Genomic DNA, 12,120 nt, shown 5'->3' on the forward strand with positions numbered 1-12,120 from the left:
ATGAAAGAGAAAATGAAACTGACAAAGCTGGAGAAAAGCTGGATCCTTTCATTGTCGCCTTCAACTACTTTTACGGATACTCTTACGGTATCGCCCGCTTTGAAGGTCGGCAGGTCTTTCTTTAATTGCGCTGCGGCAATTTCATTCATATTCATACTGCTGTTATCTCCTCTTGAGTCTTTTTTTCTTGGTTTCGCTTGTTTTGAGAGGTCTATTATCAAGCAAGTCCGGCCTTAATTTTTTTGTAATTTTTAAAGCCTCTTTTAACTTCCACTCTTCAATTTCTTTATGATTCCCGCTTAAGAGTACGGCGGGGACTTTTCTTCTCCTCCAGACTTCCGGCCTTGTATACTGCGGCGCTTCAAGGAGGTTATCCTCAAAACTTTCTTTCGCGGTTACGTCGTCTTTTGCGAAAGTGCCCGGCTGGAGCCTGGTTACGGCGTCTATCATGACGCAAGCGGCAAGTTCGCCGCCGGTAAGGATAAAGTCGCCTAAAGAGACTTCCAAGTCAATTTCAGGGTAGATTCTCGCGTCTACGCCTTCGTAATGCCCGCAAACAAAAATAATATGTTTTTCCTTAGCCAGTTCTTTGGCCAGCTTTTGGTTAAACGTTTTGCCGCGCGGGCTTGTCATAACAACCAAAGGGTTCGTCCCTTCCGGGGCTTGCTTCTTTAATTGTTTTATGGCCTTATATAGCGGTTCGGCTTTCATTAACATTCCGGCCCCGCCGCCGTATGGCCTGTCATCGACAGTCTTATGTTTATCTTTAGCAAATATTCTCGGGTTTAAATACCCTATTTCTATTACGCCTTTACGCCTTGTCCTGCCAAGTATGCTGCTTGAAAGATAAGGTTCCATAACTTCCGGAAAAAGGGTAATAATGTCAACTTTCATTAGTCTTCCAGTTTAAGGGAAACCTTTTTATTCGCTTTTGCGGCCGCGGCGCTGAGCACCGTCCTTACCGCTTTTATAATACAGCCGTCTTTGCCTATAACCTTGCCTTTATCGGAAGGATCGACTTTGGCCGTAAGATAAACATTGTTTTGTTCTTCTTTCGCTTCCACCAGCACGCTGTCTTTCTTCGTTGCCAGGGAAGTAAGCAGGAATATTGCCATTTCTTTCATAAGAACACCTTTATATTAAAGGCAGGCAATTATTTGCTTGCTTTTTTGATTAAAGAGGCCACGGTCTTTGACGGTATCGCGCCGACTTTTACCCAATGGTTTACTCTTTCAAGGTCGAGCTTAATCTGCTCGCTTTCTTTTACGCAGGGATTGAACGTCCCAAGTACTTCTTTAGCCTGAGAACCAACTGCGCTTCTTTTTTCCGCAGCCACTACCCTGTATTGGGGTTGGGTGCGTTTGCCGGTTCTCTGGAGTCTGATTACTACTGCCATTTTTATCTCCTTTTATTTGCCGTTTTAAACGAAAGACGGCAAATCTTATTTTGTTTAAATCGATGTTTCGGCCGCGGCGCGTATATCAGATAACGCTTTTTTTATATCGCTTTGTCCGAATACGGCGTTTCCCGCCACTAAGGCGTCCGCGCCAGCTTTTACGGCTGCCGAGGCCGTTTCTGCGTTAATGCCGCCGTCAACTTCAAGCCAAACAGGCCTGCCAGTTTGTGTTATTATATCCCTTACGGCCGATATTTGAGCGGGGCTTGAAGGCAAAAACTTTTGCCCGCCGAAGCCGGGATAAACGCTCATAACCAAAATCAAATCAATTAAATCCGCAAAAGGCATAAGCTCTTTAACCGGGGTATCGGGCTTTATTGATACACCGCATTTTAAACCGTGCGCCTTAACGTCTTCCAAAAGCTTTTTTAAATCGCCTTTGCTTTCTATATGCAAAGTCAAAGAACTTGCCCCGGCTTTTATAAAAGGTTCAATGAAATCCGCCGGATTTTCCACCATTAAATGTACGTCCTGAGCCAAACCCGCAAAACCGTCTATCGCTTTTACCGTTGCCGGACCGAAGCTCAAATTCGGCACGAAAAGCCCGTCCATAATATCAATGTGGAGCCAGTCCGCACCGGCTTCCTGCGCCTGTTTTATCTTCTCGCCCAAATTCAGCAAATCCGCCGATAATATCGAGGGCGCAATCGCCGTTTTGCCGGCCGGATATTTTGCCGGAACAGGTAAAGTTATCATTTCATCTCTTTTTCGCGGACCAAAACGCCGTCCACGTAAATCCTGAATTTGGCTTCGCCGCCGTAAGGCACCGTTATATCTATCTTTGAGCCGGGCTGTTTAAGCTCGTTTAAAACTTCTCTTTCGCCTATGGCGTCAATCAAAACTATTTTGACTCTGTTCTGATTCTTCCCCTGCGGCAATTCATAATAAATGCGGTGAGTCTTTTCGTTTTCAGAAACGGGCCTCGCGCTTACCGTTATGTCTATGGAAGACTTCGGCGCGATTTCGCTGTCCGGTTCCGGGTATTGCCTTATTATGGTGCTGTTGGGGAACATTGAATGTTTGTCTTCGGTCAAATTGATTTCGATATTATGCTCGGAAGCCCAGCGGTTTGCCTCGCGCAGCTGTTTCTGCCTGAAGTCGGGCATTAAAATTTGAGAGGAGAGCGGTTTCCCGCTTGATATTACAAGATCTACGGTCTGCCCTTTTGCGGCCAATTCCCCGGCGGCCGGTTTTTGGCTTATTACGTATCCCTTTTCAACCGTCAAAGAAGAAGACGTCAGCTTGCTGCCCGCCATAAGGTGGCTTTGACGCAAAAGCAGTTCGGCGTTTCTCTGCAATATGCCGGTTACGTCGGGCACTTCAATGTTTTCATTGCCCTGGCTTATCCAAACGCGGACGACTTTGCCTTCGCGCACAATGGTGCCGGCGGGGGGGACTTGCCTTATAATATGGCCGGAAGGTATCTCCGGCTGGTATTCTTCCCCTGCTTTTCTTAAAGATAAATTGGCGTTTGCCAAAACGTCTATTGCGACGTCGGCGGACTTCTTTGTTAAATCCGGGACGGTGGTTTCGGCGCGGCTGTGGACTATGGCCGAAAAGGCCCAGTCGAAAGAAAAGAACGCCACCACCGCCAAAAACGCGCCTATTATGCACAAAACGGCCAAAGCTTTAAAAACCGAAGCGAAGACTATCGGTTTATCGTCTAAAAAATCCTCTTCCAATTTTTTGTCGTTTCTCATAAATTATTCAAAAAAGAAATCCCCGGCAGAAATCTTCCTGCCGTTTAAATATGCCCCTGCCGTCATAATATTCTTGCCCGCAGGGCGCAGCGTTTTGACAAATAAAACGCCCTCTTTACATTGTACAAAAAAGCCTTTATTCCTTTCAATCATAACTATTTGCCCAGGTCTCATATCGGATTTAATGTCCGAAAGTTCCGTTTCTATAAGCTGCATGCTTTGGCCTTCTTTGGTATTGGCTTTTGCATAAGCCGGCATGGCAGCGGCCAGGCCCCGCACCGTATTGTGTATCTGACGGGCGGACATTTCTTTAAAACTAAGCAATGTTTGTTCCTTGCTTATCGAGGGGGCCAAAGTAACCTCGCCTTTTTGCTCGGTTTTTATTATTTTGCCTTCTTCAATATCGGCTATTACTTTGCGCAACGCCGTTTTGCCCAAATCGATAAGCTTGGGAAAAAGCGTTTTTGCATCGTCTTGCGGCAAAATGGGGCAGGGCAGGAGCGCGGCAAGCGGGCCGTCGTCCAAACCCTCGTTAATCCAAAATGCGCTGACGCCGGTTTCTTCTTCCCCGTTGAAAAGGGCATACTGCACCGGCGCCGCTCCTCTGTAAGCGGGCAGCTTTGAAAAATGAATGTTTAAAAGGCCCATGCGCGTGGATTCAAGCGCGGGCTTGCGGAAAATCTTTCCGTAAGCTACGACAATGCCCAAATCGGCGTTTTCGGCTTTGATTGCTTCAACGTTATCCTTAAGTTTTTCCGGCGAAATTACTTTAAGCCCCAGTTCAAGAGCTTTTTCCCTTACCGGGCACGGCTTAAGCTTTAGGCCTCTGCCGAAGGGCCTGTCGGGCTGGGTTACCACCAAAACCACTTGGGTCAGTTCGTTTAAAAGTTCCAAAAAAGGTACGGCTACGGAAGGCGTGCCGAAAAATACGGTTTTTAACATATAAATATTTTAACATTTTAAAGTACATTATATATAGGCATTTTGGCCTATAAGGGCATAGGTCCAAATGCTCTTGCACTGAAAAAGTATAACTTATAGAATATCTCTATAAATTTCCAAAGATAAGGATTGTTACATATGCCAAAGTATGTCTTTTTTTCGCTTTTCTTTTTATTATCCTGCGGCTTAAGCGCGCAGACTTTTTCCTTTAAAGATTCCGCAGATGTTGCAGCTTTTGCAAAATGGGTAAAGGTTTTGGAATCTTCCGGGAAAGGGAAAACCGTTTCAAACTCCCTTGAAGAAAGCGTTCGCAAAGCCGCCGAAGATAAACAACAGTTGAACGCGGCGGGCTCAAGTAAAAAATATGCGGATTTGCAAGGAGAAGCCCTTGAAGCCCAGCTTAAGGAAGATGCGGAAGAACTGCATTATGTTTTGTTTGTAGCTTCAAACGAATATAGAGCCAAAGCCGATAAATATAACAAAGCCGGTTCCGCCAATAATCCTTCCGCCGCCAGGAATGCAATGGAATTTTCCAAGATTTCTAAAGAATATTGGGAGGATATGGATTACGTTGCCTCATTCTTGAAAGGAATTCAGGCGAACGGGGTCGACTCTTACGACGTAACTTATTTGCGCAGGGCCGGCGGGCTGATAAACGCAATGACGTTCGCCCTTAACAAAAAATCCGATAAATTTTATAAGAAATTGAAAGGAGAGTTCGTTTTGCTGACGGAAAACGCCGCCGTTGATTTCGCAGAGAAATAAAATTATTATTAATAGGGTGATTGGTATGAAATATTTTTTAACTTTTTTGGCAGTTTTATTTTTTGTTCCGCTAAATGCTCAGCCCGTTGATTTCGGCCGCTACTCTTCGGATTTCCTTTTTGATAATTTTTCTTTCAGTTCGGAAGATTTGATGAACCCTGGGGTTTCTTTGCGCATAAGCGCTTTGCTGAAAGCCAAATATACCGAAATTCAAAACGAGCAGGCCGAACAATCTTTAAGAACTGACAATGCAAATAAAGTAAAGAACTTTTTAATACATTATGATTCCAAAATTAAAGCCGCGGCCGGGAATAAAGGTTATCAGTTCAAACTGAGGGCTTTGAAAAAGAAACCTATGCTGTATAAAAAGCTTGAAGTTACCTCTTACAATACAATTCCTCAGGCGGAAGACTTCGTTAAACATTTAATGGTTTTAAGAAATAAATTATGGGATAGAGCCTCCAGATTAAAACTTGTTTATCCGACCGCCGATTTGCCTATAAGATACAGAGGAATTTATGCCGACGAAGATTATTCTTCCAAAACTTTAAGAGATTATTACCGTTACGCCAATCAATGCGTTTACCGTTCTTTGGATTTGGATACTTGCTCTTACTTAGTTTCCAGTCGCGCGGACAATATGCTCAGCATTGCGGAAGCCGCCTTGGAAGTGGAAGATATGCCGGTGTTCTACGGCGCAATGGACGAACTTTTGAAAATTCTTAAACAAAGAGTTAAAAAAGCTTCTCTCAAATATATATTCAGCAACGCCAAACCGCTTGGCATATAGCCGGGCTGAGGCAAAAAATAAAATTTATAAGGCCCCTTTTAAGGGGCCTTTTTTTGTCATTAATAATTTAAACCAAAGCGCAAACGGCTTTGAAGGGTTACTTTTCCATGGTGTTTACTATCTCGGCAAAGTATATGGTGTGATAGTCGTCGTCGGAGTACCAGCGTTCTTTGGTGATTTCGTCCAAAGCGGCGGGCTTCATGTCCGTTTTGTAAAGAACCATGCACTCATAATGCGTGCCTTTGCAATCCAGCCTGGGAGTGTTTATTTTTTCGCTTTCGGCCGTTTTTAAACCCAAAGCGTCTATTTTGTCGATAGTTCTGCCGGATTTGCTTCCGCAAAGGGCAAGCGCTTCGCCCATATCCTCGTGCGGGATTGTGATTGTAAATTCATTGGATTTATCCAGCAAGTCATGCGTAAACCTGCTTTTGCGCACCATTGCTATAAATACGGGCTTGGCCCAAATATTTCCTATTGCGCCCCAGCCTATCGTCATTACGTTTGTCTGCCCGGCGTATTGGCTTGTTATAAAAGCCCCTTTTGCCAGAATATTAAGGTTTTCTTTTGCATTTTCGTTATATTTCATATTGTTATCGCCCCCTTATATATTATACTGATATCGGCGGCCTTGTACAGCCCGGTTTAAAAATCTTTTATATAATTTAAAATATGAAAAATAACGGGAATGTTCTTATAGCCGGGGCGACTTCCGGCATAGGCAGGGCTTTATGTCTGCTTTATCTTAAAGAGGGCCGCAAAGTGGCCGTTACCGGGCGCAGAAAAGCTTTGCTTGAAGAGCTTAAATCCTTGTCGCCCGAAAGAGTTTTTACGTATGTTTCGGATATAACTTCTTTAAAATCCGCCTCAGTCATAGAACAAGCCGCGCAGGATATGGGCGGTATAGGAACTATAATAATATGCAGCGGCGTAGGCCATATAAACGCGAAACTTTCCGCCGGGCCGGAAATTGAAACCGTCAAAACAAATGTGCTTGGCTTTACGGATTTTGCCGCTGCGGCTTATAATTATTTTGCAAATGCGCTTTCGCATTCGGGCGAAAGTGGAACGCTTGCCGGGATATCCAGTATCGCCTCGTTCCGGGGCTCGGATTTGTCTCCCTCTTATTACGCAAGCAAGGCTTATGTAAGCAATTACCTTGAGGGCCTTCGCAAAAAGGCCGTCAAAAATAAACTTAAGCTTAATGTCTGTACGGTTATTCCGGGCTTTGTGGATACGGCTTTGGCGCAGGGCGTCGGCGGTAATGACGGTCTGTTTTGGATTGCGCCCGTAGATAAAGCCGCCGCTCAAATAGCTTCGGCGTTGAGGCGCGGGAAGAATATCGCATATATAACGCGCCGCTGGCGTTTGATAGCTTGGCTTTTAAAAATAATTCCCGATTTTATTTATAACAAGATATAACGGGTAAACCCCCGCATAAGCGGAGGTTTTTGATATTTGCCCGCGTAAGGGTTCTGTTGGTTTTGAAACGCGGTCAAAGCCCGTCAGGCGGGACTTAAGGAAAAATGTTTATGCTTTCGCATAACCCCGAACTTTATACCCTTAAGAGGCCTGCATTTATAATAATACGCCAAAACCGATAAATTTCAATACCTTGGAGAAATTATGATAAATCCCGAACATTGGTTCGCCGTTTTTACGGAAAAGCTTAAAGCTGTCTTCGGAGAGCGGCTGCTGTTCGTCGGCTGTCAGGGCAGCTACCGCCGCGGCGAAGCGGACGAAAACAGCGATATAGACGCGGTAGTCATTTTAGACAAAATCGGCTTTGAAGATTTGGAAAAGTATAAAACGGCCGTGTCGTCTATGCCGGAGGGGGAAAAAGCCTGCGGCTTTATAAGCGGCGCGGATGAAATAAAATCTTGGGCCGGGCATGAGCTTTTCCAGCTTTATCATGACACTAAAGCCGTATACGGGGATTTAGGGGATTTAATTCCGCCTTTAGGCGCAAAAGACGCTGAAGCCGCCGTAAAAAGCGGGGCTCAGGCGCTTTATCACGGAGCGGTACACTCTTTTTTATATGCGCGGGATTTGTCTTTTGTTCTTCAGGAACTCTATAAAGGCGTATTTTTTATATTGCAGGCGGAATATTATGTCCGTTCCGGCGAATATATATTAAAGAAAAGAGAACTTATTTCAAAGCTTGAAGGAGAGGAAAAAGAAGTTTTGCAAATATGTTCCGCGCGGAAGGAAATTCCTTCTTATCCGACGGAAAAGGTAAAATATTGCTGTAAAAAACTTATGGAATTTTGCCGCGGGCGCATAAAAGGCCCGCGCATTTAGGTTTATTATGAAACTTACAATGCTTGGCACGGGCGCGGCCTTGGCTTTAAAATATTATAACACCTGCTTTTTGCTGGAAGAGGACGGGCGTTATTTGCTTGTTGACGGCGGGGGCGGCAATGAGCTGCTTAAACGCTTAAAATCCGCCGGGGCCGACTGGGCTGATATAAAGGATATTTTTGTAACGCATAAGCATATAGACCATATGCTTGGGATAATATGGCTTATCCGCCTGATATGCAACGCCCTTAAAAAGGGGAATTATAGAGGCGAAGCCAGGATTTATGCCCATGAAGAACTTTGCGCGCTGATAAAAAATATCGCCTGTGCGCTTCTTCAGGAGAAGGAAAGCCGGTTTATCGGGAACGGCCTTTACCTGATACCCGTAGCCGACGGGGACAAAAAAACTGTTTTTGGGCGTAAAATTACTTTTTTTGACATTCACTCTTCAAAAGCCAAGCAGTTTGGATTTTCTTTGGAGTACGCTCCGGGCAAAAAGCTTGTTTGCTGCGGGGATGAACCTTGCAACGCTTTTTGCGCTCCGCATGTTTTAAACGCCGACTGGCTTTTGCACGAAGCTTTCTGTCTATTTTCTCAGGCGGATATTTTTAAGCCGTACGAAAAGAACCATTCCACGGTAAAAGACGCCTGCGAAACGGCGGAAAAACTAAACGTAAAGAATTTGGTCCTATATCATACGGAAGACCGTTCCGGCGGGAAACGAAAAGAACTTTACTTAAAGGAAGGTTCGGCCTGTTACGGCGGCGGGCTTTATATTCCGGAAGATTTGGAATCTATTGAAATAATTTAAAATTTTATTTTAAGCCCGCTAAAACCGCGCCCTCAAGCTTAAGCAGGCGGATTTTTTTATCCGTCCCGCCGGCGTATCCCGTAAGGCCGCCGTCCGCCCCGATTACCCTGTGGCAGGGGATTATTATAGATATAGGATTATGCCCCACGGCCCCGCCGACTGCGCGTGCGGAGGTTTTTCCGCCGCCGTTTCCCAAAGATAAGCGTTTTGCTATTTCCCCGTAGGAAATTGTTGTGCCGTAAGGTATTTGCAGGAGTACTTCCCATACTTTCTTCCTGAAAACGGTTCCTTCCGGGGCCAGGGGGACTATGGCGGGCGAGGGATTTTTCCCGGCGAAGTATTCGTCAAGCCAGGTCTTTGCCGCTTTAAAAACGCTCAAGCCGTCATCAAGGAGGGGTTTCTGCTTTACGGAAGCCAAAAAATATTTTTGCCCTTCCAGCCAAAGCCCGATTATATTTTTGCCGTCAGAGGCTAAAGTTATTTTCCCGATTGGGGATTTATAATGCGTCAAGTAAACCATTGCACGCCCTCTGAATTATGATATCGCGGATTTAGCTTCCCGCGCAAACGTCTAAAATAGTATTATAGAAAAGAACATTCGTCAAAATATATAAAATATCGGGGGCAAAATGAAAATACAAAGCTTGTCTGTGTCCGTACCCAATAAAAAATGTATAAACAACTGCGCTTTTTGCGTATCTAAAATGCACAGTGAAGATTATAAAAATCAAATGGACGGGAATTTGCCTTTTTATGATCTTTATTACGAAGATTACGTCAAAAGGCTTGAATTTGCGCGCGATAACGGCTGCAATACGGTGGTTCTGACGGGCAACACCGAACCGCAGCAAAACAGGGAATTTTTAAAACTTTTCGGCATAATAAACAAGAGTTTGGAAAAGCCTTTCCGTAAAATAGACATTCAAACCACCGGCGTTTTGCTTGATGAAAATTATTTGCGTTTTTTAAGAAATCACGTCGGCGTATCTACCGTGGCTTTGTCCGTGTCGGATTTGTTCGACTCTAAAAACAACGGCGAAATAAACGGTACGCCAAAGTCCCTTTTGGTTGATATCCCAAAGCTTTGCTCACTTATAAAAAAATATGATTTTACGCTCAGGCTTTCTTTGAACTTAAACGCCTTGTATAACGGCAGAAGCGCGGCCTGCGTGTTTAAAAAAGCAAAAGAACTGGGTGCCAACCAAATAACGTTCAGGGAGCTGTATATAAGCGGTACCGACACGCCTCAGGACGAATGGATAAAGAAAAATTTGATTTCGCGGGAGTTTTTGACGGAATTAAATTCTTATATATTGGAAAAGGGCAAATTCCTGCGCGTGCTTGAATACGGGCACAAACTTTATTCCGTTGATGAAATGTCCGTAGTCGTCGACGATGATTGCATGAGCAAACGCGGCAAAGAAGAGCTGCGCTATTTGATTTTGCGCCCCGATTGCAAATTGTATTCCAGCTGGGATGACAAAGGCAGCCTTGTCTTTTAAAATCGGCCTAAAAAATAAAAAACAGTTGACAAATAAATAATTTACTAGTAAACTGTTTATATGAAAACCGTTAAAAACAATCTTCGCCGATACGGCATAAATCCCGCCAAGGGCCGGCGTTATGAGAACATCACTTATGTGCTGGCCTTGGCGTATAATCTTATGAAAGCGCGCATAGACGCTTACTTGGCCTCATACGGGTTATCTTCTTCCGAATTTAACCTTTTGATGCTGGCCGCCTACCAAAACGAAGGCTTGGGCTTAAGCCAAGTGGAACTTTCCAAACGCTTAATAGTTTCCGCCAGTAATATAACTAAGCTGACGGATAAAGCGGTTAAAGCCGGTTTTATCGTTCGCAAAACAAATCCTCAAAGCCGTCGGGAAAATATAATTTGCATTGCTCAAAAAGGGCAGAACCTCATTGACGAAATATGGCCCGGTTACGATAAGCTTGTAAGCGGCATGACGGAAAAAATACCGCCGGCGGACCGCTTGCATGCGGAACGCATTTTAAATGACTGGTTCAACGCTTTGCAGGAGGATAAATAATATGTTTTCTCTATTAAAAACTTTCTTTAACCGTTCTTTTTTGAGTTTATTTTTTACGCAGTATTTAGGCGCGTTCAACGATAACTTTTTCCGTACCGCCATGGCTACGTTTATAACTTACAAAGTAAGCGATATGTCGGCTTCGGATAAATCCGTGGTGGTAAGTTTGGCCGTGGCTTTGTTCATGCTGCCGTTTTTCCTTTTCTCCGCAATGGCGGGGGAAATAGCCGATAAAATCCGCAAAGATTTATTGATTAAACTTACAAAGGCTTTGGAAGTTGTGATAGTTTTGCTGGCCGGTGTCGGTTTTTTGACGGTAAACGTCCCTTTGCTTCTTGCGGTGCTTTTTCTTATGGGGACGCAGTCGGCTTTTTTCGGCCCCGTCAAGTACAGCATTCTGCCAGATATTTTAAATGAAAAGCAGCTCATCGCCGGCAACGGTATTATTGAAGCCGGCACTTACGGCTCCATTTTGCAGGGCACCATTTTCGGCGGGATTGTCATCGCCGCAGATAAAATGCTTTTGCCCGGCGTGATTTTGGCGGTGGCTGTTTCGGGGTTGGCCGTTTCTCTGTTTATTCCCAGGCAGAAACCCGCCAACGCGGATTTGAAAATTGATAAAAATTTTCTTAGAAGCACTTGGAAGAATATGGCCTTCGCCAAGCAAAATCACAATATATTTTTGTGCATTTTGGGTATTTCGTGGTTCTGGATGCTTGGTACGGCTTTAATTGCGCAAATGCCTTCTTTGGCGCATGATATTTTCAACGGGACGCCGGGGCTGTTTACTTTTCTGCTTACATTGTTTTCCTGCGGTATAGGGCTTGGTTCTTTGCTTTGCCAGTTTCTGCTTAAAGGGGAAATCACAAGCAAATACGTGCCGCTCAGCGCATTGCTTATGACGGTTTTTCTGGCGGATTTGGCTTTTGCTTGCGCGGGTTATGTACCCTCAGCTTCTCCGGCCGATTATAAAATGTTTTTGGCTGATTTTGCAGGCAAGCGCATCACTTTTGATTTACTGGCTTTCGCCGTTTGCGGCGGCCTTTATATTGTTCCGCTTAACGCCATGCTTCAGCATTTGGCGACGGAAGCGACCCGCTCGCGCGTTATAGCGGCCAACAATATCATAAATTCTTTATTTAATTGTTCTATTGCATTTTTTAATCTTTCTGCACTTTCCTTAGATAACCTTTCATCTTGAGATTCAACCATTATTCTAATATAAGGCTCTGTTCCAGATACCCTTATCATTATCCTGCCGTTTTCACCAAGAATCTCTTCCTCTTTTTCGGTCGCAATTGCAAGAG

17 protein-coding genes are annotated in these 12,120 nt (G+C 44.5%); 8 read left to right on the forward strand and 9 right to left on the reverse strand.

Features of this window, described 5'->3' with window-relative positions:
- The 7 genes from ACQY26_RS05115 to fmt form a co-directional block, all read right to left on the reverse strand.
- A partial coding sequence (locus ACQY26_RS05115; RefSeq protein ID WP_428048085.1) for a 50S ribosomal protein L19 occupies positions 1 to 155 on the reverse strand: 155 nt, incomplete at its 3' end.
- A gap of 7 nt (positions 156 to 162) precedes the next feature.
- Positions 163 to 894, reverse strand: a complete 732-nt coding sequence (gene trmD, locus ACQY26_RS05120) for a tRNA (guanosine(37)-N1)-methyltransferase TrmD (RefSeq protein ID WP_428048069.1) — start codon at positions 892 to 894, stop codon at positions 163 to 165.
- Positions 894 to 1,124: a KH domain-containing protein gene (locus ACQY26_RS05125; protein WP_428048070.1), complete on the reverse strand. Its 231-nt coding sequence runs from the start codon at positions 1,122 to 1,124 to the stop codon at positions 894 to 896. Before ACQY26_RS05125 ends, trmD begins: the two co-directional genes overlap by 1 nt.
- Before the next feature lie 29 nt (positions 1,125 to 1,153).
- A complete protein-coding gene (gene rpsP, locus ACQY26_RS05130) occupies positions 1,154 to 1,396 on the reverse strand; it encodes a 30S ribosomal protein S16 (protein ID WP_428048071.1) in 243 nt (80 codons plus the stop codon).
- 54 nt (positions 1,397 to 1,450) lie between these two features.
- Positions 1,451 to 2,152 (reverse strand): ribulose-phosphate 3-epimerase, encoded by a 702-nt coding sequence (gene rpe / locus ACQY26_RS05135; protein WP_428048072.1) that lies wholly within the window; start codon positions 2,150 to 2,152, stop codon positions 1,451 to 1,453.
- Positions 2,149 to 3,156, reverse strand: a complete 1,008-nt coding sequence (locus ACQY26_RS05140) for a PASTA domain-containing protein (RefSeq protein WP_428048073.1) — start codon at positions 3,154 to 3,156, stop codon at positions 2,149 to 2,151. Before ACQY26_RS05140 ends, rpe begins: the two co-directional genes overlap by 4 nt.
- A 3-nt stretch (positions 3,157 to 3,159) precedes the next feature.
- Positions 3,160 to 4,098, reverse strand: coding sequence for a methionyl-tRNA formyltransferase (fmt, locus tag ACQY26_RS05145; protein WP_428048074.1), 939 nt, complete (start codon positions 4,096 to 4,098; stop codon positions 3,160 to 3,162).
- A gap of 138 nt (positions 4,099 to 4,236) precedes the next feature.
- Here fmt and ACQY26_RS05150 point away from each other — a divergent pair, with 138 nt between their 5' ends.
- Positions 4,237 to 4,863 carry a hypothetical protein gene (locus tag ACQY26_RS05150; protein ID WP_428048075.1) on the forward strand — a complete coding sequence of 209 codons (627 nt, stop codon included), beginning with the start codon at positions 4,237 to 4,239 and terminating at the stop codon, positions 4,861 to 4,863.
- Positions 4,864 to 4,888: 25 nt separating this feature from the next.
- Positions 4,889 to 5,653 carry a hypothetical protein gene (locus ACQY26_RS05155; protein ID WP_428048076.1) on the forward strand — a complete coding sequence of 255 codons (765 nt, stop codon included), beginning with the start codon at positions 4,889 to 4,891 and terminating at the stop codon, positions 5,651 to 5,653.
- A gap of 97 nt (positions 5,654 to 5,750) precedes the next feature.
- Here ACQY26_RS05155 and ACQY26_RS05160 read toward each other — a convergent pair whose 3' ends face one another.
- On the reverse strand, positions 5,751 to 6,239 hold the full coding sequence (locus ACQY26_RS05160; RefSeq protein ID WP_428048077.1) for a flavin reductase family protein: 489 nt from the start codon (positions 6,237 to 6,239) through the stop codon (positions 5,751 to 5,753).
- Positions 6,240 to 6,322: 83 nt separating this feature from the next.
- On the opposite strand from ACQY26_RS05160, the gene ACQY26_RS05165 reads away from it, so the two are divergent.
- The 3 genes from ACQY26_RS05165 to ACQY26_RS05175 all read left to right on the forward strand — a co-directional run bounded on the left by ACQY26_RS05165 (position 6,323) and on the right by ACQY26_RS05175 (position 8,762).
- On the forward strand, positions 6,323 to 7,072 hold the full coding sequence (locus ACQY26_RS05165; RefSeq protein ID WP_428048078.1) for an SDR family NAD(P)-dependent oxidoreductase: 750 nt from the start codon (positions 6,323 to 6,325) through the stop codon (positions 7,070 to 7,072).
- A 204-nt stretch (positions 7,073 to 7,276) separates the two neighbouring features.
- Positions 7,277 to 7,951 (forward strand): nucleotidyltransferase domain-containing protein, encoded by a 675-nt coding sequence (locus tag ACQY26_RS05170; protein ID WP_428048079.1) that lies wholly within the window; start codon positions 7,277 to 7,279, stop codon positions 7,949 to 7,951.
- A 7-nt stretch (positions 7,952 to 7,958) separates the two neighbouring features.
- Positions 7,959 to 8,762, forward strand: coding sequence for an MBL fold metallo-hydrolase (locus tag ACQY26_RS05175; protein ID WP_428048080.1), 804 nt, complete (start codon positions 7,959 to 7,961; stop codon positions 8,760 to 8,762).
- A gap of 4 nt (positions 8,763 to 8,766) precedes the next feature.
- Here ACQY26_RS05175 and ACQY26_RS05180 read toward each other — a convergent pair whose 3' ends face one another.
- Entirely contained in the window at positions 8,767 to 9,282 is a 516-nt protein-coding gene (locus ACQY26_RS05180; RefSeq protein WP_428048081.1) for a methylated-DNA--[protein]-cysteine S-methyltransferase, read from the reverse strand.
- 109 nt (positions 9,283 to 9,391) lie between these two features.
- On the opposite strand from ACQY26_RS05180, the gene ACQY26_RS05185 reads away from it, so the two are divergent.
- Genes ACQY26_RS05185 through ACQY26_RS05195 form a run of 3 tightly spaced genes read left to right on the forward strand, consistent with a single transcriptional unit; the run spans position 9,392 to position 12,014 of the window.
- Positions 9,392 to 10,264, forward strand: coding sequence for a radical SAM protein (locus ACQY26_RS05185; RefSeq protein ID WP_428048082.1), 873 nt, complete (start codon positions 9,392 to 9,394; stop codon positions 10,262 to 10,264).
- Positions 10,265 to 10,324: 60 nt separating this feature from the next.
- Positions 10,325 to 10,813, forward strand: a complete 489-nt coding sequence (locus ACQY26_RS05190) for a MarR family winged helix-turn-helix transcriptional regulator (protein WP_428048083.1) — start codon at positions 10,325 to 10,327, stop codon at positions 10,811 to 10,813.
- Between the two features lies 1 nt (position 10,814).
- Positions 10,815 to 12,014, forward strand: coding sequence for an MFS transporter (locus ACQY26_RS05195; RefSeq protein ID WP_428048084.1), 1,200 nt, complete (start codon positions 10,815 to 10,817; stop codon positions 12,012 to 12,014).
- The last annotated feature ends 106 nt before the right edge of the window (positions 12,015 to 12,120 follow it).

It is taken from the genome of Candidatus Proelusimicrobium excrementi (assembly GCF_937881865.1).
GTDB lineage: Bacteria > Elusimicrobiota > Elusimicrobia > Elusimicrobiales > Elusimicrobiaceae > Proelusimicrobium > Proelusimicrobium excrementi.